General features: G+C 42.2%; 26 protein-coding genes, 1 tRNA gene and 1 riboswitch. Of the genes, 5 read left to right on the forward strand and 22 right to left on the reverse strand.

Going from position 1 to position 25,886, the window contains the following annotated elements; translation table 11 throughout:
* Nucleotides 1-16 precede the first annotated feature (16 nt).
* The 3 genes from GOM48_RS08280 to GOM48_RS08290 form a co-directional block, all read right to left on the reverse strand.
* Nucleotides 17-667, reverse strand: coding sequence for a phosphatase PAP2 family protein (locus tag GOM48_RS08280; RefSeq protein WP_235097114.1), 651 nt, complete (start codon nt 665-667; stop codon nt 17-19).
* Nucleotides 657-1,220 (reverse strand): ECF transporter S component, encoded by a 564-nt coding sequence (locus GOM48_RS08285; protein ID WP_235097115.1) that lies wholly within the window; start codon nt 1,218-1,220, stop codon nt 657-659. Before GOM48_RS08285 ends, GOM48_RS08280 begins: the two co-directional genes overlap by 11 nt.
* Nucleotides 1,221-1,373: 153 nt before the next feature.
* A riboswitch (FMN riboswitch) is annotated at nt 1,374-1,713 on the reverse strand.
* Between the two features lie 40 nt (nt 1,714-1,753).
* The gene (locus GOM48_RS08290; protein WP_235097116.1) at nt 1,754-2,257 is read right to left on the reverse strand and encodes a tRNA (cytidine(34)-2'-O)-methyltransferase; all 504 of its coding nucleotides are present in this window, start codon (nt 2,255-2,257) and stop codon (nt 1,754-1,756) included.
* 402 nt (nt 2,258-2,659) lie between these two features.
* On the opposite strand from GOM48_RS08290, the gene trkA reads away from it, so the two are divergent.
* Both trkA and GOM48_RS08300 read left to right on the forward strand, forming a co-directional pair.
* Entirely contained in the window at nt 2,660-4,009 is a 1,350-nt protein-coding gene (gene trkA, locus GOM48_RS08295; RefSeq protein ID WP_235097117.1) for a Trk system potassium transporter TrkA, read from the forward strand.
* Between the two features lie 3 nt (nt 4,010-4,012).
* On the forward strand, nt 4,013-5,452 hold the full coding sequence (locus tag GOM48_RS08300; RefSeq protein WP_235097118.1) for a TrkH family potassium uptake protein: 1,440 nt from the start codon (nt 4,013-4,015) through the stop codon (nt 5,450-5,452).
* An 87-nt stretch (nt 5,453-5,539) separates the two neighbouring features.
* Here GOM48_RS08300 and GOM48_RS08305 read toward each other — a convergent pair whose 3' ends face one another.
* The 5 genes from GOM48_RS08305 to GOM48_RS08325 all read right to left on the reverse strand — a co-directional run bounded on the left by GOM48_RS08305 (nt 5,540) and on the right by GOM48_RS08325 (nt 12,024).
* The gene (locus tag GOM48_RS08305; RefSeq protein ID WP_001291316.1) at nt 5,540-6,469 is read right to left on the reverse strand and encodes an ATP-binding cassette domain-containing protein; all 930 of its coding nucleotides are present in this window, start codon (nt 6,467-6,469) and stop codon (nt 5,540-5,542) included.
* A 10-nt stretch (nt 6,470-6,479) separates the two neighbouring features.
* Complete coding sequence (locus GOM48_RS08310; RefSeq protein ID WP_000159698.1) at nt 6,480-7,547, reverse strand: ABC transporter ATP-binding protein; 1,068 nt, start codon at nt 7,545-7,547, stop codon at nt 6,480-6,482.
* An 8-nt stretch (nt 7,548-7,555) separates the two neighbouring features.
* Nucleotides 7,556-8,482 (reverse strand): oligopeptide ABC transporter permease OppC, encoded by a 927-nt coding sequence (gene oppC, locus GOM48_RS08315; RefSeq protein ID WP_000103934.1) that lies wholly within the window; start codon nt 8,480-8,482, stop codon nt 7,556-7,558.
* Nucleotides 8,482-9,978, reverse strand: a complete 1,497-nt coding sequence (locus GOM48_RS08320) for an ABC transporter permease (protein ID WP_000759921.1) — start codon at nt 9,976-9,978, stop codon at nt 8,482-8,484. Before GOM48_RS08320 ends, oppC begins: the two co-directional genes overlap by 1 nt.
* Nucleotides 9,979-10,044: 66 nt before the next feature.
* Nucleotides 10,045-12,024, reverse strand: a complete 1,980-nt coding sequence (locus tag GOM48_RS08325; protein WP_000749717.1) for a peptide ABC transporter substrate-binding protein — start codon at nt 12,022-12,024, stop codon at nt 10,045-10,047.
* 304 nt (nt 12,025-12,328) lie between these two features.
* Here GOM48_RS08325 and GOM48_RS08330 point away from each other — a divergent pair.
* Nucleotides 12,329-12,399, forward strand: a tRNA-Cys gene (locus GOM48_RS08330).
* Between the two features lie 137 nt (nt 12,400-12,536).
* On the opposite strand, the gene GOM48_RS08335 is transcribed toward GOM48_RS08330, so the two are convergent.
* The 11 genes from GOM48_RS08335 to GOM48_RS08385 form a co-directional block, all read right to left on the reverse strand.
* Entirely contained in the window at nt 12,537-13,868 is a 1,332-nt protein-coding gene (locus GOM48_RS08335) for a hemolysin family protein (RefSeq protein WP_000390050.1), read from the reverse strand.
* 140 nt (nt 13,869-14,008) lie between these two features.
* On the reverse strand, nt 14,009-14,833 hold the full coding sequence (locus GOM48_RS08340; RefSeq protein WP_001036766.1) for a DNA/RNA non-specific endonuclease: 825 nt from the start codon (nt 14,831-14,833) through the stop codon (nt 14,009-14,011).
* Nucleotides 14,834-14,873: 40 nt separating this feature from the next.
* Nucleotides 14,874-15,080 (reverse strand): DNA-directed RNA polymerase subunit beta, encoded by a 207-nt coding sequence (locus GOM48_RS08345; RefSeq protein WP_000828205.1) that lies wholly within the window; start codon nt 15,078-15,080, stop codon nt 14,874-14,876.
* A complete protein-coding gene (murA, locus tag GOM48_RS08350; RefSeq protein WP_000411923.1) occupies nt 15,067-16,350 on the reverse strand; it encodes a UDP-N-acetylglucosamine 1-carboxyvinyltransferase in 1,284 nt (427 codons plus the stop codon). The genes GOM48_RS08345 and murA overlap by 14 nt, the downstream gene beginning before the upstream one ends.
* Before the next feature lie 22 nt (nt 16,351-16,372).
* Entirely contained in the window at nt 16,373-16,603 is a 231-nt protein-coding gene (locus tag GOM48_RS08355) for a DUF1146 family protein (protein ID WP_002892633.1), read from the reverse strand.
* Nucleotides 16,604-16,658: 55 nt separating this feature from the next.
* Entirely contained in the window at nt 16,659-17,696 is a 1,038-nt protein-coding gene (locus GOM48_RS08360; RefSeq protein ID WP_000730769.1) for a SepM family pheromone-processing serine protease, read from the reverse strand.
* Entirely contained in the window at nt 17,680-18,168 is a 489-nt protein-coding gene (gene coaD / locus GOM48_RS08365; RefSeq protein ID WP_001280709.1) for a pantetheine-phosphate adenylyltransferase, read from the reverse strand. Before coaD ends, GOM48_RS08360 begins: the two co-directional genes overlap by 17 nt.
* Nucleotides 18,158-18,697 (reverse strand): 16S rRNA (guanine(966)-N(2))-methyltransferase RsmD, encoded by a 540-nt coding sequence (gene rsmD / locus GOM48_RS08370; protein WP_000706947.1) that lies wholly within the window; start codon nt 18,695-18,697, stop codon nt 18,158-18,160. Before rsmD ends, coaD begins: the two co-directional genes overlap by 11 nt.
* Nucleotides 18,698-18,761: 64 nt before the next feature.
* Nucleotides 18,762-19,754: an aspartate--ammonia ligase gene (asnA, locus tag GOM48_RS08375; RefSeq protein ID WP_000747987.1), complete on the reverse strand. Its 993-nt coding sequence runs from the start codon at nt 19,752-19,754 to the stop codon at nt 18,762-18,764.
* Nucleotides 19,755-19,862: 108 nt separating this feature from the next.
* Nucleotides 19,863-20,546 (reverse strand): Bax inhibitor-1/YccA family protein, encoded by a 684-nt coding sequence (locus GOM48_RS08380; RefSeq protein WP_001076875.1) that lies wholly within the window; start codon nt 20,544-20,546, stop codon nt 19,863-19,865.
* A gap of 54 nt (nt 20,547-20,600) precedes the next feature.
* Complete coding sequence (locus GOM48_RS08385; RefSeq protein ID WP_004246533.1) at nt 20,601-21,341, reverse strand: TrmH family RNA methyltransferase; 741 nt, start codon at nt 21,339-21,341, stop codon at nt 20,601-20,603.
* A gap of 33 nt (nt 21,342-21,374) precedes the next feature.
* Between GOM48_RS08385 and GOM48_RS08390 the strand changes: the two genes are divergently transcribed.
* The gene (locus GOM48_RS08390) at nt 21,375-21,653 is read left to right on the forward strand and encodes an acylphosphatase (protein ID WP_001174620.1); all 279 of its coding nucleotides are present in this window, start codon (nt 21,375-21,377) and stop codon (nt 21,651-21,653) included.
* Between the two features lie 77 nt (nt 21,654-21,730).
* Nucleotides 21,731-22,651 (forward strand): membrane protein insertase YidC, encoded by a 921-nt coding sequence (gene yidC, locus GOM48_RS08395; RefSeq protein ID WP_025168371.1) that lies wholly within the window; start codon nt 21,731-21,733, stop codon nt 22,649-22,651.
* A 74-nt stretch (nt 22,652-22,725) separates the two neighbouring features.
* Here the strand turns inward: yidC and pflA are convergent, their stop codons facing one another.
* The 3 genes from pflA to purR form a co-directional block, all read right to left on the reverse strand.
* Nucleotides 22,726-23,520, reverse strand: a complete 795-nt coding sequence (gene pflA, locus GOM48_RS08400; RefSeq protein WP_001288280.1) for a pyruvate formate-lyase-activating protein — start codon at nt 23,518-23,520, stop codon at nt 22,726-22,728.
* A gap of 116 nt (nt 23,521-23,636) precedes the next feature.
* Nucleotides 23,637-24,893 (reverse strand): diaminopimelate decarboxylase, encoded by a 1,257-nt coding sequence (locus tag GOM48_RS08405; RefSeq protein WP_235097119.1) that lies wholly within the window; start codon nt 24,891-24,893, stop codon nt 23,637-23,639.
* Nucleotides 24,894-24,959: 66 nt separating this feature from the next.
* Complete coding sequence (gene purR / locus GOM48_RS08410) at nt 24,960-25,787, reverse strand: pur operon repressor (RefSeq protein ID WP_002874197.1); 828 nt, start codon at nt 25,785-25,787, stop codon at nt 24,960-24,962.
* Nucleotides 25,788-25,886 lie beyond the last annotated feature (99 nt).

The following is a 25,886-nucleotide window of genomic DNA, read 5'->3' on the forward strand; positions in this document are numbered from 1 at the left end:
CAAAGGAATTTGATACTCACTTCTGCTTGCCTTTAAATCGCCATTGGAAGCGAAGCTTGTCATAGAAAGGAAATTCGATAAACAGGACTCCCAAACCCACACAGAAACTAGCAAGAACATCAGATGGATAGTGAACCCCCAGATAGACTCTTGATACCAGCACACTGACTAGGTAGAACCCAAGGACGATTTGAACGACTTTTCTCCAGACTGGATCTTTAATCCGTTGACTGAGAATGACAATCAAAGTGCCTACCATCAAAGTTACAGCCAGAGAATGCCCACTTGGGAAGGAAAATCCCTTTTCCTCTACTAAGTGTAAGATAGCTGGCCGTGGACGCTGGTAGATGTTTTTAAAGGTCACGATTAAAAGACCAGCTAAGGCTAGATTACCCGCCATGAAGTAGCTTTCTATCTTCCACTGCTTACGATAAAAGATAAAGGCTGCGATGGCAACCCAGGTGATAATCACCGGGATATCAATCAAATGCGTAAGGGCACGGAACAGAACTGTCAAATAATCTGGCAAGTCCCCACGAATGGCTGTCTGAATCGGTTGATCAAAACCGACCAGCGTTTGAGGGTAAAATTTAACCATATAGCCAAGAAGGACGAAAAGTAAAAGGGCAAAACTGCCCTTCATTAAAAATGTTTGTTTATCTCTCATAATGTTTTAAGGTTGGTTTCAAGAGGACGTATAACAACCAGAATGAAACGGCAAAGATGAAACCTTCAATCAGGTTAAAAGGTAAAACCATGGTCATCAAGTAGTTAGAAAGTCCTATAATTTCTCTAATATCAAAGTTGGCAAACTGCGCGTATAAAGGAATCGCATAGACATAGTTGAGAACCAACATCGCAGAAGTCAACCCAATAGTTCCCGCTAGAGATGCTAGTAGGAAACGAAGGGTGCTACGTTCCTTTTTCCAAATCAAACCAAAGGCGATAACAAAAACTCCCAAGGCTACAACATTCATTGGCAAACCAATGTAGGTATTCACTCCCTGGCTATTCAGAAGCAACTTCAAGAGTGAGCGCAACAAGAGAATCCCTAGAGCAGCTGGCAAATCCATCACCACCAAGCCCACAAGGACTGGCAAGATACTAAACTCGATCTTGAGGAAGGTTGCCGCTGGCAAGAGCGGAAAGTCAAAGTACATCAGCACAAATGAAATGGCTGATAAAATCGCAATGGTCGAAAGTCGACGTGTGTTTGTCATAACAGGTTCCTCCAATTTTCTATAAAATCAGAAGAAGTTGGAAAGGATCCCTCTATCTATTCTCACTTTTTATATCCCAAAAGTTCCCTCTCACTCATTTGAGCAAGCGGTTGCAATTCATCTATAAACTCATCAGAACAGACAAAGCTATTCTTTCGTCTTCTCCCATCCAGACTATACTGTCGGTTGTGGAATCGCACCACATCAGCTTGCGCTCGCGGACTTCTTTAAAGGGAAGGAAATAGAGATTTTTCTTTTAGACTAGGCGACAAGCTGTAGGCATAACTTTTGGTTAGGCAAAGCTTGTCAACAAAGTTTTAAAGGAAAAATTTTTTCCTAATGATACTCAATGAAAATCAAAGAACAAACTAGGAAGCTAGCCGCGGGCTGTACTTGAGTACGGCAAGGCGAAGCTGACGTGGTTTGAATTGGATTTTCGAAGAGTATTAAAGTCACCGCCGGTCGGGAATTACACCCAGCCCTGAAGACCCTCTAATCATAACAAAAAACGCTTGCAAGTGCAAGCATTTTGATTATTTCAATTTATCTGCTTCATAGGTGTGAACAAGCTCAAGACCTGCAAAATTTTGCTGACGGAGAGCTTCGTAGACGATCATGCAGACGGTATTGGAAACATTGAGACTGCGAACATGCTCATCATTCATAGGGATACGGAGAGCTTTCTCTGGATGTTCACGCATAAAGTCCTCTGGCAAGCCCTTGTCTTCACGTCCGAAGAGAAAATACTGATCTTCACCACTTGCCAAATTCGCCTCAGAATAGACCTTTTCTGCAAATTTGGAAATCAAGTAAAGTTGCCCTTTCATCTGAGACATAAAGTCTGCCAAGTTATCATAAAAATGAATCTCTAACTTATCCCAGTAATCCAAACCTGCTCGCTTCATCTTGCGATCATCAATCGGAAATCCCATCGGTTTGATAATATGGAGGGGAGAATTGGTCGCAGCGCAAGTACGCGCGATGTTGCCAGTATTTTGTGGAATCTGAGGTTCAAATAAAACAATGTGATTTGTCATAATTGGCTTCCTTTTATCATTGCAAAAAAATAGCCACACTGCCCGGAGTCAAGCTCAGCAAACAGCGTGGTTAAGGCATCGTTAACTTACCTCACAACAGGTTTGAAGTAAATCAGCGAAACTACTTTCTTAGTATAACACTTTCAGAATCAATGTCAATAGAAACGACTTGATTTTTTTTACTTTTTTTGATGATAATTTCATGCTTGCTCATTCTCTTTCTGAAAAGGGATATCAAAAGAGTAAAATTACTTCAAATCAGAAATATCTTTATAGAAGTTAAGCAAATTTATCTTGAGAAACTTGAAAAAGACCTTTCTTCCCCTAAAAACCGCCTTGGAAGGTGCATTTTTTGCTAAAAAAGGGTATGATAGTTACATCATGAAAAAGTAGGTTTTTTATATGAAAATTGTCCTTGTTGGTGGAGGGAAAGTTGGTTTTGCCCTCTGTCGTTCACTAGTAGCGGAAAGCCATGACGTTGTCCTCATCGAGCAAAATGAAACTGTACTTAACCATATTGTCAGTCGCTTTGATATCATGGGCCTCCTTGGAAATGGTGCTGACTTTGCCATCTTGGAGCAAGCCGGCGTCCAAGAGTGTGATATCTTTATCGCTCTAACTGAATACGATGAAGTGAATATGATTTCAGCGGTACTTGCTAAAAAAATGGGCGCTAAAGAAACCATCGTTCGAGTGCGAAATCCTGAATACTCTAATGCCTATTTTAAAGAGAAAAATATTCTTGGATTTTCACTTATCGTTAATCCAGAACTCCTAGCAGCCCGTGCCATCTCAAATATCATCGATTTTCCTAATGCCCTCTCAGTTGAGCGTTTTGCTGGAGGTCGAGTCAGCCTGATGGAGTTTGTTATCAAGGATTCTAGCGGGCTCTGTCAAATGCCAATCTCAGACTTCCGTAAAAAATTTGGCAACATCATTGTCTGCGCTATGGAAAGAGACCATCAACTCATGATTCCAAGTGGTGATGTTACTATCCAAGACAAGGATCGGATTTTTGTTACGGGAAATCGTGTAGATATGATGCTTTTCCACAACTATTTCAAATCACGTGCAGTGAAAAGCTTGCTTATCGTTGGAGCTGGAAAAATCGCTTATTATCTACTTGGTATTTTGAAAGACAGTCGCATCGATACCAAGGTTATCGAGATCAATCCTGAAAGAGCTCGTTTCTTTAGTGAAAAATTCCCTAATCTCTATATCGTGCAAGGAGATGGAACTGCAAAAGATATCTTACTAGAAGAAAGTGCCCCTAGCTACGATGCGGTCGCAACCTTAACTGGGGTTGACGAAGAAAACATCATCACCTCTATGTTCCTTGACCGTGTTGGTGTTCAAAAAAACATCACTAAAGTCAACCGAACTAGTCTTCTAGAGATTATCCATGCACCTGATTTTTCAAGTATCATCACGCCGAAAATCATCGCAGTGGATACCATTATGCACTTTATCCGTGGTCGGGTAAACGCCCAATACTCAGACCTTCAAGCCATGCACCATCTAGCAAATGGCCAAATTGAAACCCTGCAATTCCATATCAAGGAGGCCAATAAAATGACTGCCAAACCCCTTTCACAGTTAAAATTAAAGAAAGGGGTTCTCATCGCAGCCATTATCCGAAAAGGAAAAACAATCTTCCCTACTGGAGAGGATATGCTTGAGGTGGGAGACAAGTTACTGGTAACCACCCTGTTGCCAAACATCACCAAGATTTATGATTTGATTGAGAGGTAAAAAATGAATAAAAGTATGATCCGTTACCTCCTCTCAAAACTTCTCTTGATTGAGGCAGCTCTCCTTCTAGTCCCTGTTAGTGTAGCAACCTATTACCAAGAATCCAGTCAAGTATTTATCGCTCTCTTTTCTACGATTGGAATTTTAATCCTTCTCGGTGGTCTTGGCGTTTTACGGAAACCGAAAAATCAACGGATTTACGCCAAGGAGGGAGTCTTAATCGTTGCCCTCTGTTGGATTCTCTGGTCTTTCTTTGGTGGCCTCCCCTTTGTCTTTTCAGGACAAATCCCAAGCGTCATCGATGCCTTTTTTGAAATCAGCTCTGGTTTTACAACTACAGGAGCAACTATTCTGAACGATGTTTCCGTTCTCAGTCGTTCCCTCCTCTTCTGGCGAAGTTTTACCCACTTGATCGGAGGGATGGGGGTACTCGTCTTTGCGCTTGCCATTATGGACAATGCTAAGAATAGCCACTTGGAGGTGATGAAGGCTGAGGTCCCTGGCCCCGTCTTTGGCAAGGTCGTATCCAAGCTAAAAAACACTGCCCAGATCCTCTATCTGCTTTATCTGGCTCTCTTCTCCCTTTTTGTGGTTATCTACTACCTAGCAGGCATGCCTCTCTATGATAGTTTTGTCATCGCTATGGGAACAGCAGGAACTGGGGGCTTTACCGTCTATAACGACGGAATTGCCCACTACGGTAGCTCACTCATCACCTATCTAGTTAGTATCGGAGTGTTGGTTTTTGGGGTTAACTTCAATCTCTACTACTACCTCATGCTCCGCCGAGTTAAGGCTTTCTTTGGAGATGAAGAACTGCGGGCTTATGTGATTATTGTCCTAGTGTCTACAGGCTTGATTACCCTCAACACCCTCCACCTCTACCAAGGTGTCTCTAAGAGTGTTGAAATGGCCTTCTTCCAGGTTTCCAATATCATCACGACAACAGGTTTTGGTTACGGAGATATTACCAACTGGCCTCTCTTCTCCCAGTTTATCCTCCTCTTCCTCATGGGAATCGGTGGATCAGCTGGCTCAACTGCAGGTGGTCTCAAAGTGATCAGAGGACTCATCCTCTCAAAAATTGCTAAAAATCAGATTTTGTCCATCTTATCCCCTCACCGTGTCTTGACTCTACATGTCAACAAAACTGTGATTGACAAGGATACCCAGCACAAGATTCTTAAATATTTTGCCATCTACGTGATGATTATACTCTCTCTCATCTTTATCGTCAGTCTTGATAGTAATGATTTTCTAGTCGTGACCAGTGCTGTCTTCAGCTGTTTTAACAATATCGGACCTATTCTAGGTACAACCTCTAGTTTTGCCATCTTTAGTCCCATCTCTAAAATCCTGCTCTCCTTTGCAATGATTGCAGGCCGCTTAGAGATTTACCCAATTTTACTACTCTTTATGAAACGCACTTGGTCTAAACGCTAATTATAATACAAATCCCCTTTTACAAGCTAGTAGAAGGGGATTTTTCTATTAAAAACGAGAAGACCTTTCGGTCCTCTCCTAATCGGTTTATTTTTTAAGAGCTTCTTTGTATCGAGCAACTTCCGCTTGGTTAGCCCAAACATAGTGACCTGGACGAATTTCTACCATAGATGGCTTGTCTGTCTCATAGTCATGTTGGTCAGGATCGTAAACTTTCAAGACCTTCTTGCGTTCCAAGATTGGATCTGGAATCGGTACAGCAGATAGAAGCGCTTGAGTGTAGGGGTGGACAGGATTGTTAAACAACTCCTCTGTCTCCGCCACTTCGACGATAACTCCCTTATAAATAACTGCGATACGGTCCGAGATAAAGCGAACAACTGACAAGTCATGCGCGATAAAGAGATAAGTCAAGCCCAACTCTTTTTGGAACTTCTTGAGCAAGTTCAAAACTTGCGCACGCACTGATACGTCCAAGGCTGAAATTGGCTCATCTGCAATGACAAAATCAGGTTCCATCACAAGGGCACGGGCAATCCCGATACGCTGACGTTGACCACCAGAAAACTCGTGTGGATAACGGGTCAAGTGTTCTTTCAAAAGTCCAACTTCATGGATCATCTTTTGAACTTTTTCTTTTCGATCTTCTTCGTCTTTAAACAAGTGGTAGTTGTAAAGACCTTCAGAGATGATATAGTCAACCGTCGCACGCTCATTCAAGCTTGCTGCAGGGTCCTGAAAAATCATCTGGATACGACGAATCAAGTCTGAGGATTCCTTGTGAGATTTTTTGCCATTAATTTTCTGGCCATCAAAGATAATCTCTCCTTTACTGGTATTATTTAAACCAATAATGGCACGACCAATGGTTGTTTTCCCACTACCAGACTCACCTACAAGAGAGAAAGTTTCTCCCTTGTTGATAAAGAAGTTGGCGTTTTTAACCGCGACAAACTTCTTACTTCCTTCACCGAAGGAAATTTCTAAATCTTTAATTTCTACTAATTTTTCAGACATTTCCTTCCTCCTAGTCTTCTAGATGAGCAAAGCCCATTTTATCACGAATCTTGTCATGCAAATCTGCAATGACTCCAGGTTTTTCAACTTTAGGAGCATTCTCATGAAGCAACCAAGTCTTAGCCCAGTGGGTATCAGTGACTGAAAACTTAGGTGCCTTCTCTTCAAAATCAATTTGCATCGCATAATCTGAACGAAGGGCAAAAGCATCACCTTTCAACTCAGTATAAAGAGACGGTGGTGTTCCCGGGATAGAGTACAATTCTCCTTTATCATCAGCAAGCTGAGGCAAGCTAGACAAGAGACTCCAAGTATATGGATGACGTGGATCGTAGAAGACTTCCTCAACAGTACCGTATTCTACAATTTCACCAGCATACATAACCGCTACCTTATCGGCAATACTTGCTACCACACCAAGGTCATGGGTGATAAAGATAATGGTAAAGTGGTACTCATTTTGCAAGGTTTTAAGCAAATCAATGATTTGCGCTTGAATGGTAACGTCAAGGGCCGTTGTTGGCTCGTCACAGATCAAGATATCTGGACGACAGGCAAGGGCAATTGCAATAACGATACGTTGGCGCATCCCTCCAGAATATTGGAAAGGATACTCGTCAAAACGTTTTTCAGCGTCTGGAATTCCGACCTTGTTCATATAGTCGATTGCCATCTCTTTGGCTTCCTTAGCTGTTTTCCCTTGATGTTTAACAATAACTTCAGTGATTTGGCTACCGATTGTATTGATTGGGTCCAAACTTGTCATAGGGTCTTGGAAGATGGTCGCAATTTTAGCACCACGAATCTTCTCCCATTCCTTGTTAGAAGTAAGAGCAGTCAAGTCTTGTCCACGATAGTCGATACTTCCTTGGGCAATACGTCCATTGTCTTCTAACATCCCTGTAAAGGTTTTTGTTAAAACAGATTTACCAGAACCAGACTCACCTACCAATGCAAGAACTTCTCCCTCAATCAGGTCCAGAGAAACTCCTCGGATAGCCGTCAGAACTTTGTCACGAACGTCAAATTCCACGACAATATCACGAGCAGTCAAAATTACATTATTTTCTTTTGTCATGTCTACTCCTATCTATGTGTACGTGGATCACTAGCGTCCGCTAGGTTTTGACCAACAACGAAAAGAGATAGGGATACCAAGATCAAGGTTGTCAACGGAATCCAGAACAAGTAAGCGTTGGTCGTAACGTTTTGTGAGTAATCTGAGATCAAACGTCCCAAACTTGGCACTGTTACAGGTAATCCCAATCCAAAGAAGGAAAGGAAGGCTTCATAAGAGATGAAGCTTGGCAACATCAAGGTCATCGTAGAAACAATAACGGATACCAATTGTGGCATGATGTTTTTAACGATGATTTTAAAGGTTGGTGTTCCAAGTGTTTGAGAAGCAAGGTTGTATTCCAAGTCACGGTAACGCATGATTTGGATACGAATCATATAAGCAATCCCAATCCAAGTTGTCACACTCATGGCAAAAATCAAATTCCAGAAACCAGCACCAATTGAGTAAGTCAAGACAATGACAATCAAGAGAGATGGAATGTTTGAAATAATGTTATAAACTTCCATCATGACGCGGTCAACGGATTTTGAAATTCCCCAAATTCCACCAACAATAACCCCAATCACAAGGTTGATAAAAGTGGCAATGACAGAGATGAGGATAGAGTTACGCGCCCCAAACCAAACCCCGTCAAACAAGGATTTACCATTGCTATCTGTACCAAACCAATGCTCAGCATTGGGCTTGATAAAACGAGCAGAGAAGTCATTGACCTTACTTACATCGTTGAAGTCAAAATCTGAGAACATTGGGTAAATAAAGCTCATCAAGATAATGGCAACCAAAATTCCTAGCATAAAGACTGTTGATTTTTTCTTTAGAAACTGTCTAAATACAGAACCCCAGTATGAATAGGCAGGAGCATCAATTGTTTCAGAGGCAAAATCGTCACGTTTTACGAACTGAAATTTTTCTTTTCCGATTGTTGACATTATTTGCCTCCTTTCTCTGTCAATTTAATACGTGGGTCAAGCATGGTCATCCAGATATCTCCTACAAAGAGTGAGAAGATAGAAATACATGTGAAGATGAAGACAAGACCAACTACCATTGAGTTGTTTGATGCCTTAACAGAGTCAATCAACATTTTACCCATACCTGGGAAGGCGAAGACTGTTTCTGTCAATGTTGCACCACCAATAACCCCGATTACGGCACCAGGAATACCTGAAACCAAAGGAACCATGGCATTTTTAAAGATGTGTTTATTTGAAATTTCTTTTTCAGACAGTCCTTTTGCACGAGCAAATCGAACGAAATCTTGAGATTGCAAGTCAATCATATAACGACGAATCCAGATAGCTGTACTTGGCGCACCCAATAGACCTAGAATGACTGCTGGCAAGACGTAGGAACGCCAATCTCCAGCCCCCAAGATAGGAAATGAGTCAGGCAGACCAATAGATGATCCAATCAAGCGCACGATGTAAACCAAAGCGATCGTTGGAAGGGCAAGCAAGAAGGTTAGAGCACCTGTCGAGAAGCTATCAATCCAAGTATTCTTGTGGCGAGCCATAGCAGATCCAAGAGGAATGGCAATCGCATAAGAAATAACCAAACCGATCAAACCAGCAACAGCCGAGCTTGCAATCATTGATGGATATTGATAATTGCTTTCTGTAGCTGTATATGGATCGTCTTTACCATAGTTAGCTACCTCACGCGCATCTGCTTGACTTGGTGACTTGTAGGTACGAGAGTAAATATCTACAGAGGAAGTCTTTTTACCCGTAGGGAATTGAACTTCTGATGTCTTGGTTTGTCCTTGCCCCTGCGTGATAACTTGAAGCACTGGTGTGTTTGCATAAGTTGGGTAAGAGTCTCCCAAGTTAATGTTCACAAAGTTTTGGTGTACAAATGGGAACTGATTGTTGAAATACAAAAGATATTTATGTTTTGTACCTGAACCAACCAATGACCAACCGATAGCAGGGTCATTTTCAAAACGAAGATAACGTTCCAAGTTTGGATTTTCAGGGTCTTGAATCTTGTTTGTATGATCAATGTCGAGCAAGTTCGAGTAGAATTTGAAAACACGTTCAAAAATTGGAATTTCACGCGTGGCATAGAATTGACCACTTTCTGAGAATACACCGAGTGTCCAACCATTACCTAGTTGGTTGATGTATTTTTCGTAGATTGCCTTATTTGTATCATTGGCATCTACTGTTACAGATGAGTCCATTGTGCTCGCTTTTTCTTGCAACTCCTTGGTATCGTAGTACTCGATATAGCCCATCCGCTCATAAACGGTATTTTCATAGTTATCCCGTTTATCTGGCGTCGTTGCAATCTTGTTATAGTTGGTATCCTGCTTGAAAATCAGTTTTCGAGGAACCATCGTATAGATAATCGTGTAGGTCAAGGTTGTCACCAAGAAGATAGACACCAATGAACGCAATACACGCATAAAAATATATTTCTTCATATCGTTTCCTTTTAAAATCCCAAAAGAACCTTCTCCTCATGGAGAGAAAGTTCTCTTGAGAGTTATTTATTTAACGTGATTAGCCAATTCTTTTTGAACTTTTTCGTTTGATTCTTTTTTCTCTTTGAGCCATTTTTCACGAGCTTGTTCATAGTCAGCTTTTGTTACAACCTTATCTTGTAACTGAATATACTTGAAGTATACGTCTGAGCCCTTATCTCCAGATTGACTGTATGATGCTGTGAATGGCACAACACGAGAAATGAATGGTGCAGCACCAGTTGATGACATAGCTGGCAAGATGAGTGAGCTATCTGTCAACCAAGCTTGAGCAGCCGCGTATTTTTCATAACGAACATTCAAGTCGCTTGTTTCTTTAGCAGCTTCATCAACTAGCTTATCGTATTCTTTCAAACCAACTTGAGCTGCTGCAGCATTATCTGCACCTTCGTAACCCATGTATGTTTTTGTTTGTTCAGCATTCGTTGTTTTCAAGATATCAAGGTAAGTTGATGGATCTTCATAGTCTGGGTTCCATCCAACGCCACCTGAGAGATCCCAGTCTTCTGCTGCTGCATTCGCCGCATAGTAGGTAATATTAGTAAACTCATCTTTAGAAACTTGTTGGATATCGATGACTACATTGCCTTCACCAAGCACTGTTTCAACGGATTGTTTGAAGGATTGGATACGTGCGATATAGTTTTTAGCAGTTTGGTCTACTGGGATATCCAAGTGGATAGGGAATTTCACACCTTCTGCTTCCAATGCTGTTTTGGCTTTGGCAAATTCGGCTTTGGCTTTATCGGCGTTGAAAAGTCCATCTTGACCATCTGCAAAGTTTACATTCTTCCACTCATCACCGTAAGCAGCCATCTTTTCAGTTACCAAGTCACCGAAAGTTTTTTCACCAGCAGAGACGAAGTCAGGTTTTACAAAGAGGTTACGAACGGCACGAGGAGCACCTTCTTTACCATTGATTTGTGCTGAGTAAGAAGTACGGTCAAAGGCAAAGTTCAAGGCCTGACGGAAGTCTTTGTTAAGAAGGGCCTTCTTAGTAGAAGTCTTCTCTTCATCAGTTGTCTTAGAAGTGTATTTGTAACCTTGACGGTCAATATTCACACCCAAACCACCAATACCAGGTCCTGATGGGGTGTAGAAGATATTTTCCTTGTAGGTTTCTTCTACTTTAGAGTAGTTTGAACTTGTTGGGTAAAGACGGGCATAGCTATAAGCTCCACTTGTAAAGTTACGTTCAATAGACTCTTGGTCTGAACCATCATAGTAAGCAAGTGTTACTTTATCAAGATGAACATTGTCTTTATCCCAGTATTGTTCATTTTTAGCGAACTCGATAGAAGACTTAGCAGTCAAACCTTTCAGCAAGAATGGTCCATTGTAAAGCAATGATGTAGGGTCAGTCGCTTTAGCAAAGTCAGATCCTTTTGATTTTTCAAATTCTTCGTTCAATGGCCAGAAGATTGAATAAGCCATCTTAGAGTTCCAGTATGGTTCAGGTTTGTTCAAAGTATACTCAAGAGTATAATCATCAACTGCCTTTACACCTACTGAAGAAAAGTCTTTATTGTTTCCAGCTTTATAGTCAGCTAGACCTTTAACTGAATCTTCTGCTAGATAAAGTGCTTCAGACTTGTTATCAGCTGCGTGTTTCAAGCCATTTACGAAGTCTTTCGCTGTCACTTCAGCATACTCTTCGCCATCTGATGTCATCCATTTGACACCTTTACGAATCTTGTAGGTATAAGTCAACCCATCTTTTGAGACTGACCAGTCTTCTGCAACTGCAGGAGTCAAATTCCCATATTTATCATTTGTAAAGAGACCATCGATACCATTTGAAGTGGCAATTTTGGTACTTTGTTTCCCTGAAATGAGGTAATCCAATGTTTCTGGGTCAGCTGAATAAACATAACCATAGGATTTTGGAGCTGTTGAATCAGATGATTTTGAAGAACCACAAGCAGCGAGAACGCCAGTTGCCAGCAAAGCAATCCCTGCTGTAACAAATACTCTACTTTTTTTCATGTATGTAACTCCTCTTAAAAAATTTAGGCTTATTGCCAATTATACCATAGATTTCTCAAAAAGTAAACGAATTTTCAGAATATTTAGGCGTGTAACCACAAAAAACTTTCATTTATCAAATTTTTCTATTCTTTGTTTGCTATCTATAGAATCAAAAGGGAAGTTAAGGCTCTATAAAGCCTGATTTTCAGATTTTCTCTCCCCATTTTTCCATCCAATCAGAAAGGGCAATCTTCTAAATTGGATTTTCGATTAAGAAACTATTGACGTAGAATCATTTTCAAGGTATAATATTAAACGTTGAGGCGGTATAGCCAAGTGGTAAGGCACGGCTCTGCAAAAGCTTGATCGTCGGTTCAAATCCGTCTACCGCCTTTCAATACCTGAAATAACAGGAATTAACCGAATGAAAAGCCCGTAAATCGGGCTTTTTTGTTTTTTTCTTCGGACAAATAAGGACAACTTTGAAAATCTTTTGGGACGAATAAAAAACAGTGACGAAAATCACTGTTTTACTCGGTTTCTTCTTCGGGTTCTATTTCGGTGATTTGAACTTTTACCTTGGTAACACGTCCATTTTTCACCTTATCATTGGTCAAGATAACCTGCTTGTTTTGACTGACCAGTTCATAACTGATTTTTTCAGTTGTTGGGATCGTACCAACACCCGTCAAATAATAACCGGCGATAGTATCCACATCGTCGCTTTCTAGTTCAACGCCAAAATAGTCGTTGAAGTCATTAAGATTCATGGTTCCTTGTGCAATATAGGTATCCTCACCGATTTGATGGACTTCGATTTCTGCTCTGTCCGTTTCGTCATCAATTTCGCCGACGATTTCCTCCAGGAGGTCTTCCAGAGTTACCAAACCAGCCATACCACCGTATTCGTCTAGTAAGATAGCCATTTGATTTTGGGTATTTCGAAGCTCTTTAAGGAGATCATCCACAAAGATAGTTTCAGGCACAAATAGTGGCGTTTGGAGGATTCGTTTCCAGACAATATTTTCAAAACCATCCGCATAGGCAGCGTTTAGCAAGCGCTTGGTATGAATCAAACCGATGACATTGTCCTTATCCCCATCATAAACAGGAATACGTGAGAAATTTTGCTTCAAAATACTTTCGATAATCGCCTTACTGTCATCCTGAATATCTACCATAAAGGCGTCTGTACGAGGCACCATTAGCTCACGAGCCATTAGTTCATCTAGAGAAAAGATCCCCTGTAGCATTTCAATCTCATCTGCATCCAGTGTTTCTTCACTATTGGTGAGCATGTACTCTATTTCATCACGTGTCATCTTTTCATCAGCATCATCAAAGGTCATTGGGGTCACACGACTCAACAAATTAGTTGAAGCAGATAGTAGCCAGACAAAGGGACTTACAATCTTTCCAAGACCAATAATAATTGGTGCTGTTCGAATCGCCAAAGCATCTTTCAGATTGAGGGCAATCCGCTTAGGATAGAGCTCACCAAAAACAATGGAGATATAGGTCAAGAATGCCAAAGAGAGGAAACTTGCAATGGCGTAAGCCGTCTCTCCGCTTCCCATCCAAGATGCGATCACTTGTCCAAGGGTATCCGCCAATTTGGCCCCTGACAAGATCGTGATTAAGGTGATACCGACTTGAATCGTTGATAAAAAGTGATTAGGGTTTTCAAGTACCTTTAACAAACGGATATAACGTTTATCTCCTTCTTCTGCTTTTTGCTCTACTCGGGCACGATTTAGTGACACCATAGCCATTTCTGTAGCTGAGAAAAAGGCATTTAAAAAGGTCAATACAACTAAAAGTACAAACTGTAGCAACAAATTCTGACTGCTCGGGTCTTCCATAGTCCTTCTCCTAAAATAGTATCTTGTGTTCCATTATATCACAAATTAGCGTAGGAATCACATTATTTTCCAATTTATACAATCGCTCCCTTATCGTATGATAAACAAAGGAGCGATTTTTGTTCTTTTGTAGATTGTTTCTAGTTTGTCACTGTGACTTGACCTGTTCGGTAATCAAGCTGGATTCCCTTTTGAACATTGGGGATCAGGACATTGAATTCCAATTCACCATCCGAAGACTTGGCTTCGATTTGTGAAGCGGATGGAACTAGATCCTCATTTGTCGCATAGTGAAGCGTCACCCGATAACGGACTCTCTTATTCTGGTCCAAGGCTTTTCTGACCAAACTCTCATAGTAGTTCTGACCTGTCGAATCCTCAGCCTGCGCTTGGTTTGCCCAAGCTGTCTGGACTGCAATGTTCTTGGGATTGCTGGTAGAGGCATCAAAACCATCCAAACCACCTATCAAGGCATAGCCCAGCAGATGTCCTCTATCAACTGCATGTGTATAGGTTCCCTTTAGATTCTTGACCTGATGCCATCCTGGTGGCGTCCAAGAGGTGGATCCATTTCCAGTCTCTTCACGATTCTTATACTGCCGAGTCGCTTTGGATAAGATAGCATTGGCAACAGTCGGGACGGTCTCTTTCCCGACTGGTTTTATTTTATTATCCGCATAGGGTTTGCTAGAAACCTTAGCATCTAGATTGGTTTTATTACCATTAACAATAAAGGCACCTGCCCCATTCCATTCTAGACCACCTTTTATTTGATTCTTGACCGACTCGGTTAAGACACTTTCAGCCAGCTCCTGACTAGGAGCTTCTGAAGCTTGTTTTTTCTGACTAACTTTGGTTTTAGGCGTGTTTGATGTCAACTGCATCTGCTTGATATAATAGCTTCCAGCAGCCAAGAGTAAGAATATAAGTAACCCTATCAGAGCCTGTCTCGTTTTTTTGTTCATTTTTCTCCTTATTTCTTTAGAAAAAGACTGGTCTCCCAGCCTAATTTCCTGTAAATTTGCTAATCAATTCTTGCCACTTCGCCGGAGACAAGATAGCCCACGGATCCTGTCCCTTTCCTAAGATACCATAGCCAATCATCAAGCCGATTCCTAAAGCAACGAATCCCAGCAAGAGTACGATAAAAATCAACAGTAAGCGACGGAGTACATAGCGTATTCTCTTATTTTTATTTCTATTCCTCTTCATCATCAACCTCAATCCGCTGAATCTTCGCTCCTAGATGAGCTAACTTCTCATGGAAGCGGTAGTAACCTCTATCAAGGTGGACTAATTTACCGACAACTGTCTCTCCTTGTGCTACCAAACCTGTCAGAATCAAGGCTGCGCTGGCACGAAGGTCCGTTGATAGAACTTCTGCCCCCTGTAAAGCCTGTCCTCCGACAATACGAGCTGTATCACGGATAATCTCCGAATGCAGGCCCATACGGCGCATTTCCTCTAAGTGTTGGAAGCGATTCTCAAACACCGTTTCCACCATGGTGGATTCCCCTTTTGCGACTGTCATCAGAGCTGTAAATTGCGCCTGCATATCTGTTGGGAAGCCTGGATGTGGTAAAGTTTTTACATGAACAGCCTTGAGGTTTTCAAGTTGAGAACGAACACGGATGCCTTCTGATTCCTCTGTCACTTCAACACCCATTTCAAGTAGTTTTGAGATTAAGGGGCGATTATGTTCCCAGACTGCATCACGAACGAGGACATCTCCGCCAGTCATAGCTGCAGCCACCATAAAGGTTCCAGCTTCGATACGATCTTGTACCACATTATGAGTTGTTCCATGGAGTTCCTCAACACCAGTCACTGTGATTGTTTCTGTACCGGCTCCCTTGACCTTGGCTCCCATTTCATTAAGGAGAATAGCGAGGTCAACAATTTCTGGCTCACGCGCAGCATTTTCAATGACCGTCACACCATCAGCTAGAGTCGCTGCCATCATGAGGTTTTGTGTTGCGCCAACACTAGGAAAGTCCATGTAGATATGAGCTCCATGCAGGCGTTCTGCCTTGGCTTCGATGTAACCAGCTGTCTGGCTAATCTTTGCCCCCATAGCTTCCAAACCTTTGAGGTGGAGGTCGATCGGACGACTCCCAATAGTGCAACCACCTGGCATGGATACCTTGGCGTGGCCTACGCGAGCAAGGATTGGTCCTAAGACAACGATCGATGCCCGCATCTTGCTGACATACTTGTATGGAGCTTCCTCCGTGATATCACCAGTCGCATCGACCTCGACAACATGAACTTCCTCATCAAAATCAACCTTGGCGTTCAGACCACGAACCACTTGATTCATGGTGAAAACATCTGACAAGATTGGGACATTCTGCAAGACTGTCTTCCCCTTGCTTGCTAGAATAGTCGCTGCCAACAAGGGCAAGACTGCATTCTTTGCTCCCTCGATCGTCACACTCCCGACCAGACGATTATCTCCGCCTTGAACCACAATTTTTTCCATAGTTTTTCCTTTACTTTTGATTTTATAACAGTCCTCTAAGTGCTTCTTGCCACAGTTGGTACAAACTGATAAAGAATGAACTCAAGATGTAGCCCATTACAATACTAAAGAAGCCTACCAACAAACGAACTTTTTTTGTGTTAGTAGCGGTCACTTTTAAAACCTTTTCCCATCTCACAAGGTCCTTCAAAAGGTAAAAACTCAAATAAATAAAGAGTATATGACTACTTAGAGTGAATAATAATTGAACCATTTGACTATTATACCATCTTCTCTGCTTGCGCGCTAGTTTTCGATTTTTCTACGAATTAGGGATTCTTTTTGAGGTAATCAATCGCATCTTGTAAGGTTTTTACGGGAACGATTTTCATCTCTGTCTTGATGGTTTTAGCAGCTTCTAAGGCTGTTTCATAGTTGCTTTTCGCATTGGGATCTGCTTTTTTCGCTTCCTCGGTGACTGGATTGTCAGGAGCAAAAAAGATGTTGGCTCCCTGACGAGAGGCTGCAACTACTTTTTTGTCAATTCCACCAATATCGCCAACATTTCCATCGCGATCAATAGTTCCCGTTCCCGCAACGATGCGGCCATTACGAAGTCCTGGATCTGCTATCTGGGTGTAAATAGCTAGGCTAAACATGAGACCTGCACTTGGACCCCCGATACCAGCTGTTGAAAAGCGAATTGGAACATCACTGGTCACTTCCGTACGGTCAATTAAACCAATCCCAATCCCGTTTTTCCCGTTTTCAAGAGTGATAATTTTACCTTCAGCAGTCTTGACTCTTCCGTCTTCTTCGTAGGTTACCTTGACTGGATCCCCTAGTTTTTGAGAGTTGACATAATCAATCAGGTCTTTTGAACTGTCAAATGTTTTGTCATTAACAGCCGTCACTGTATCCGCAATGTTCAGAATGCCCTTAAAAGTTGAATTTTCTGTCACGGTCAAGACATAGACTCCCAGGTACTTGAGTTCTATATCCTTGCCAGCCGTCTTCAAGCCTTGATACTTGGCCATGTTTTGAGAAGTTTGCATGTAGAACTGATTGATCCGCATAAACTCTGCATCAGTAGAGCCACCCGTAGTCTCCTGAGCGCTTCTAATATCCGTGAAAGGTGTTAACCAAGCATAGACAAGATGCGACAGGGTTGCATGTCGAATCCCAACTGTCACAAACTGGTAAGCTCCTGCTTCTGTGTCTTCTGTTTCATTGACTTTTAAAACTTGACGAATATCTTCCGCTCCACCTGGAACTTCTATGTAGTATGGTAAAGGTACTACAAAGGCTAAAAAAGTCAATACTAGTGCTAGGATGACATATAAGGGCCATCTAGTTTTTTTCTTCATGTTCTAATTCCTCCACAACACTGTTTGGGACATATTGCTGAATCTCCTGACAAAACTTCAGGAGCTCTCTCACGGCTGACGAGCTAATATAGAGATGCTCTGGGCGACTATGTAGGTAGACAGTCCCGATTTCTGGAGCCAGTTGATAATTGTAGTAGTCAAAACTAGCCTCATATTGCAAGTCTGTAGCATTCCGCAAACCACGGACAAGAGTTTTAGCTCCCAATCTTCTTGCAACATCAACAACTAATTGGTCGTGAGAAGCTATTACCTCTACATTATCTAAATGCGCCACAGCTTTTTCGACTGCCCGTTTGCGATTTTCAACAGGGAGAAAACCTTGTTTGTGGGGATTGTAGAACACCCCGACATAGAGCTTATCAAAGAGTTTGCTGGCGCGTTCAATGATATCCAGATGTCCATTTGTCATCGGATCAAATGATCCTGTAAATAATCCAATTTTATCTGACATAGACTGTCACCTTACTAATCCCATATATTTTTTCCTTCCAGATGCCTAAGCAGGCGATTTCTTCTGGAAGTTCTACAGACTTATCGGTTTCGCAGACGACCATGACTTCTTCAGAGAAGAGATTTCTTTCCGCCATTTTTTCGATATCTGCAACGATTTGTTCCTTGGCATAGGGAGGATCTAAAAAGACCAGGTCAAAGGGACCTGTAACTTGCTCCAAAGCACGCTCAGCTTCCATCTTTAAGAGCTGAAATTTAGAAACTTCTTTGGTCATTTGGATATTTTCAGCGATGATAGCTTGTGCCTTTCGATCCCGTTCCACTAAGACAGCATGGGACATCCCTCTTGACACAGCTTCAATAGACAGACCGCCACTGCCAGCATAAAGATCCAAGACACGACCACCCTCAAAATAGGGGCCTATCATGTTAAAGATAGCTCCACGCACCTTATCTGATGTCGGCCTCGTCGTCTTGCCTTCTAGCGTCTTGAGGGGACGCCCTCCGTAGATTCCTGATACGATTTTCATACCGTTTATTATACCAAATTATAGGCAAAAAGAGAAAGAAAACCGAACCTTACGGTTCGATTCCCTACAAGATATTTTCATAAGTGTCGCGGACTTCTTGAGGCCAGACACTGGTCTGAACCTCTCCGATGTGTTTCTTACGAAGAAGGAACATGGCCATCCGAGACTGTCCGATACCCCCACCGATTGTCAATGGGAAAAGGCCGTTAAGCAGAGCCTTATGCCATTCCAACTCAAGACGATCTTCGTCTCCTGTAAGGGCAACTTGGCGACGAAGCGTGTCTTCATCTACCCGAATCCCCATTGAGGAAAGTTCAAAGGCACATCCAAGAGATTCATTCCAAACCAGAATATCCCCATTCAGTCCCTTGTAGCCATTCTCAGACTCTGTTGTCCAGTCATCGTAGTCAGGTGCGCGGCCGTCATGAGGTTTCCCGTCAGGCAACTCGCCACCAATACCAATCAAGAAGACTGCACCAAACTCTTTACAGATTGCGTTTTCACGCTCTTTCGGTGTTAGATCTGGATAGCGTTCCACCAACTCTTCCGTATGGATAAAGGTAATCTGTTTTGGCAAGATAGATTCAATATCATAGCGTGCTTCTACTGCCAGCTCTGTCAGACGAATAGCCTTATAAATCTTTTCAACGGTTTCTTTGAGATAGGCGATATTACGTTGTCCATTTGGAATCACTTTTTCCCAGTCCCACTGGTCTACATAAACAGAGTGGGTTGCATCCAGCGAATCTTCGTCTGGACGAAGAGCCTTCATGTGAACAAACAGACCCTCACCTTCACCGAAACCAAAACGAGCCAAGGTGTGGCGTTTCCATTTGGCAAGTGAGTGAACGACTTCATAGGTTTCATCTGGAATCTGCAAAACCTTGACAGATACTGGATGTTCGACACCGGACAGGTTGTCCTGCATACCATCGCCGACCTTGCTCAAGATAGGTCCCTGAACTTCCACGACTTCTAGTTTATCTTTCAAATACTGGGTAAAGGTGTTTTTAACAAAAGAAATTTCTTCTTGCTGATGAATAAAGCTTTTCTTCATAACTACTCCTAAAAAATTAATTAAAAGCATTATACACCTATTTTCAAGAAAAGGAAAGAGTAAATAAGAAAAAGTCAGCGCTCTTTAGAACACTGACTCTGTCATTCATTAATCGTTTCGACCAAAGATTCGTAAGATGCTAAGGAAGAGGTTGATAAAGTCTAGGTAGATGCTGAGCGCCATTGAAATGACCCAACCTGTCGCTACTTGCCCTCGTGACTGCTCATAAACATAGCGAATCTTTTGGTTGTCCCAAGCAATCAAACCTGAGAAGACCAAGACCATGGCAATACTAATCATGTAGTCAAAGAAACCACTAGCTAAGAAAATATTCACAATCATGGCAATGATGAGGCCAACAAGCGCAGCCATCAGAGCACGTCCCATTCCACTCAAATCTTTCTTAGTGAAAATTCCGATTGCTGCCATGACAAAGAAGAGAAGGGCGCTGGATACAAAGGCTGATAAGACGGTCCCAGGTGTATAGAAGGCTACGACAAAGCTAAGTGTGAAGCCATTTAAAACAGAATAAATTAAAAATACTGGGAGAGCTGCTGGACTGTTTTTAGCAGCCATGCTACTCGCAACAAAGACCAGACCAAGTTCTGCAAAAGTTGCAATCATCAACCAGAGACGACCATGCATTAAAAAGTAGACCAATTGAGTCTGAAAGACCGTCAACATCAAAGCTGACACGAGAGCTGACAGACCAATCCCAAGTCCCACAAAGGCATAAACCTTAGCGTAAAATTGATTGAGACCTGAACGTTCTTGAATAATTGTTTGATTCATTCTGATTCTCCTTTTTCTATAAATATGTCTTGATTATAACAAAGATTTTATAAATTAGCTGAAATAAAACATCAAAATGCCTGCTGCAACTGCCACGTTGAGACTTTCTGCTCGACCTTTCATGCTTATATGAACCAGCTGATCAGCACTCTCAGCCATGACAGAACTAATCCCCTGTCCTTCATTTCCCATGACTAAAACAAAGTCTTCTAGGGGAGAAAGCTCACGATAATCCTTTGACTCTCTCGATAAGGTCGTTGCCAGAATGGGCAAGTCACTCTTTTTAGCCCCTTCTACAAAGGTGGCAACAGGCATACGATAGATGGGCAAATGAAAATGACTTCCTTGCATGGAACGCAGGGTCTTGAGGCTGTATATATCTGCTGACTTGTCTGAAACAATGACCCCTGTAAAACCTGCCGCATCCGCAGTCCGAATCATGGTGCCAACATTACCAGGATCTTGAACATCTTCTAAAAATAGAAACTTACCCTGACGAAGATCAGGCAGTCCTACTTCTTCTTTTTGGACGATTGCTACGATTCCCTGTGGTGTTTGAGAATCTGCCAAATCCCGCAAAATCTCCTCTGAAACCCAGACAGTTTGAGGAAAAGCCGCTAGCTGATCTCGGTAACTTTCTAGGGCAAAAATCTTCTCAATCGTCACTCCAGCTTGAACAGCTTCTTCGAATAAGTGCCAACCCTCAATCAAATAAGCAGACTTTCGATATTTTTTTTGATGCAATTTCTTGGCATTTTTTACCACAGAATTGGCTTTTGAGGTTATAATAGTCATAGAAATATTATAACACAATCAAAGGGGTTTGGTATGCAAAAGGTTAGAATGATTGCCCAAGGTAGGGTGCAGGGTGTTGGTTTTCGCTGGGGCGTTTATACTCTAGCGCTTGAAATCGGTGGCATCACTGGTCGTGTCTGGAATAATGACGATGGCACAGTGGAAATTCTTGCTCAGGCAGACTCCTCTGCCACTATGGCAAAATTTATCCAAGAAATCCGTAAAGGTCCAACGCCTTTTTCAAAAGTTACCTATCTAGATGTGCAAATGAGCAACTTTTCATCCTATTCGGACTTCAAAGTCGCAAATTAGGTCTCCAGAACTATTGTATATTTTACAAAAAAACAGTAGAATAGAAAGGTATAATTTTTAAAGAAGGAATGAAAACATTGAAATCTATTAAACGTTTTGCCCTCTCTGCTATGGGAGTGGCTATGCTACTCGTCTTGACAGGTTGCGTTTCTGTTGATAAAACGACTGGAGAACCGACTGGATTTATCTGGAACACCATCGGAGCGCCTATGGCAGAGGCCATCAAATACTTTGCTAATGATATGGGACTTGGTTTTGGGATGGGGATTATCATCGTCACCATTATCGTGCGTTTAATTATCTTGCCGCTCGGTATCTACCAATCGTGGAAGGCGACGCTTCACTCTGAAAAGATGAACGCCCTCAAACACGTGCTTGAACCACATCAAACACGTCTAAAAGAAGCAACAACTCAAGAAGAAAAACTTGAGGCTCAACAAGCTCTCTTTGCCGCCCAAAAAGAACATGGTATCAGCATGCTAGGAGGCGTCGGATGTTTCCCTATCTTGCTCCAAATGCCTTTCTTCTCTGCTATCTACTTTGCAGCCCAACATACTGAAGGGGTCGCAGGATCTAGCTTTCTCGGTATCGAACTAGGCTCACCAAGCATGCTCCTCGTAGCCTTTGCAGGTATTCTTTACTACATCCAATCTCTCCTCTCGCTTCATGGAGTAGAAGATGAGATGCAAAGAGAACAACTTAAGAAAATGATCTACATGAGCCCACTCATGATTGTTATCTTCTCCCTCTTCTCACCAGCCAGTGTAACACTTTACTGGGTTGTCGGTGGTTTCATGATGATTCTCCAACAGTTTATCGTCAACTATGTCGTTCGTCCAAAACTTCGTCAAAAAGTACGTGAAGAATACGAAAAGAACCCTCCGAAAGTCAGCCCTTCTGCAGGTGCAAGAAAAGACGTGACTCCTAAGCAGGCTCAAGCGATCACGACCAATAAGAAAAAGAAAAACCGCAACTCTGGTAAACAACGATCTAGATAAGACTCAAAAGGCTTAGCTGAAAGGCTAAGTCTTTTTGCATCACAAAAGCCCGATGTTTCCATCAGGCTTCTTTTTTATCCATGAACACGTTTCATGTAGTCTTGGTAACTTTCTGTATCCATCAATTCCTTGGCATTCTTAACACGGTCTGCTGTGGGAGGTTTGACCCCTTCAAGCGAATAAGGGATCCCAAGTTCACGCCATTTGAATTCTCCCATAGTGTGATAAGGTAGGATTTCAAACTTGTCAACGTTTTTGAGGGTCTTGACAAATTTACCAAGTTCGATCAAGTCGTCATCTCTGTCTGTCAATCCCGGAACCAGCACATGGCGAATCCAAACAGGCTTTCCAATATCTGATAGATACTGGGCACAGGCCAAGATGTTTTTATTGGTTTGGCTGGTAACAATCTTGTGCTGTTCTTCGTTGATTTCCTTGATATCCAAGAGAACCAAATCTGTCACAGCCATGAGTTTATTAAACTTTTCGAGATAACGTGGCTTGTTACGGAATGGAAGGGCACAGGTGTCCAAGGTACAGTGGATTCCTTTTTCCTTGGCCTTGGTAAAGAGGGCAATCAAGAAATCAATCTGTAAGAGTGCCTCTCCACCACTGACAGTGATTCCTCCCTTGTCTCCCCAGAATCCACGATAACGAAGAGCTTCTGTCAAGACATCATCTACTGTCCGTTCGCGTGATTTATTGGTCTCCATAGCCCATGTGTCTGGGTTATGGCAGTACTGGCAACGCATGTGACAACCCTGCAAAAAGACAATAAAACGAATCCCAGGACCATCTACCGCCCCAAAACTCTCTGTCGAATGCACCATTCCTGTCACTTGTCCATAGTCAATTGTTTCTTCAGACATATCGTCACCTTCCTTGAAACCGTTTTATAGTTTTATTATATCACGACTTGAGGGAAAAACAAGATTTTTGTCTATTTTTTAGAAAGCAATCTGTTTTTCACTTTCATTTTCATTTTTTAATGATCGGGTTCAAAATCAAAACCATACAAGGTTGCGAAATAGTCCTCAGGACGCTCTGCACGGCGGATTTGACGGACTTTGCCTTCTTCGGTATAGAGGATTTCTGCCGAACGCAGTTTGGCATTGTACTGATAACCCATGGAGAATCCATGTGCACCTGTATCATGAATCACCAGCAAATCACCGATTTCTGTATGAGGTAGTTCGCGATTAATGGCAAATTTATCATTGTTTTCACAGAGTGAACCGACCACGTCTACGACCTCAACTGGCCCATCTGGATGGGTCAGATTGGTGATATGATGGTAGGCTCCATACATGGCGGGGCGCATGAGGTTGACGGCCGAGGCATCCACACCTAGATAGGTACGGTAGGTTTTCTTTTTATGAGTTACTTTGGTGACGAGAACTCCGTGAGGTGCCAGCATAAAACGGCCCAATTCAGTGAAAATCTTGACCTGACCAAGACCTGCTGGCGTGAGGACTTCCTCATAAACCTTACGAACTCCCTCACCAATCACAGCAATGTCATTTGGCTCCTGGTCTGGGCGGTAGTTGACTCCGATTCCACCAGAAAGATTGATAAAGTCTAGCGAAATGCCCAACTTGTCCTTGATTTCAACAGCCAATTCAAAAAGCTGGCGGGCCAACTCTGGATAGTAGAGATGGGTGACGGTATTGGATGCTAGGAAGGAATGAATCCCAAAAGTCTTGGCTCCTTTTTCCTTCAAAATAGCAAAGGCTTCAAAAAGCTGAGCCTTGGTCATACCAAACTTGGCTTCCCCAGGATTGTCCATGATGTCTGTCCCCAGTTCAAAAACACCACCAGGATTGTAACGACAAGAGATGATTTCTGGAATGCCTGCCGCTCGCTCCAGATGCTCAATGTCTTCAAAGGCATCCAAGTTAATGGTTGCGCCCAGTTCACGCGCATAAGCATACTCTTGGTCTGGTGTGTTGTTTGATGAGAACATGATCTCAGAACCGGGGAAATCCAGTTTGTGGCTCATCAAGAGCTCTACATAACTAGAACAGTCCACACCACAACCTTCCTCTTTGAGAATTTTCAAGATGGCTGGAGTTGGAGTGGCCTTGACGGCAAAATATTCCTTAAAGCCCTCATTCCACGAAAAAGCCTTGTTGACCGCTCTTGCTTTTTCACGAATCCCCTTCTCGTCGTACAAGTGAAAGGGAGTTGGGAACTCTGCAACAATTGTTTCTAAATCTTCTCGGCTGATAAATGGTGTTTTCATAAGCTTCCTTCTATTCTGTTTGCAAAGAAAGGCTGGGACAATCGTTCCAACCTTTAGTTCTATCTCTTATTTGTCTTCGTCAAAGATATTTCCAATCTCAACATCGATGGATTGGTTCTTGACATCAATATTGGTTACTTTCAAGAGTGACTTGTAATCGAACTGCTTTTCACGTTCTTCTTGAGCATTATCTGCAAAGACTGCGACACCAGCCAATTCAGAGTCGAACTCACGCAAGAGACTAATCATCCCGTTGACCGTTCCGCCACCTTTCAAGAAGTCATCCACAATCAAGACACGACTGCCTGCCTTGAGACTGCGTTTTGAAAGGAACATTTTCTCAATGCGGTCTCCACTTGAACCTGATACGTAGTTGACACTGACCGTTGAACCTTCGGTGATTTTCAAATCACGACGCACAATGACAAATGGAACATTGAGGACATTGGCAACTGCATTTGCGAGTGGCACACCTTTTGTTGCCACTGTCATAACGGCATCGATTTTTTGGTCCATAAAGCTCTTGGCAATGATACGCCCAATATTTTTCAAAATGGCAGGTGTACTGAGCAAATCAGATAAGTAGATATAGCCACCTGGCAAGATACGGTCGCTTTCTGAAAGTTTGTCACGCAAGTCTGCGATCATTTCTTTGGCTTCATGACTCGAGATTGATGGTGTAAAGATAACGCCACCACCTGCTCCAGTTACAGTCTGAATATGACCGATTTCGATTTCCTCAAAGGCACGCTTGATAATCACGATGTCCTCTGAAATCGATGATTTAGCAGATTCGTACTTTTCTGCAAAGGTGTTGAGACTTGTTAGTTTGTATGGATTATTAATCAAATAGTTGGAAATGACAACCATCCGATCACTTCTTCTTAATTTCATTTTTATTTACCATTCCATTTAATTTTGATATTTTATCCATTATACCACATTCACATAAAAAAACGAACATTATTGCGTAAAAAATGCTCGTTTTTCTTA

Origin of the sequence: Streptococcus oralis (genome assembly GCF_021497885.1) — a bacterium.
GTDB classification, from domain to species: Bacteria; Bacillota; Bacilli; order Lactobacillales; family Streptococcaceae; genus Streptococcus; species Streptococcus oralis_BQ.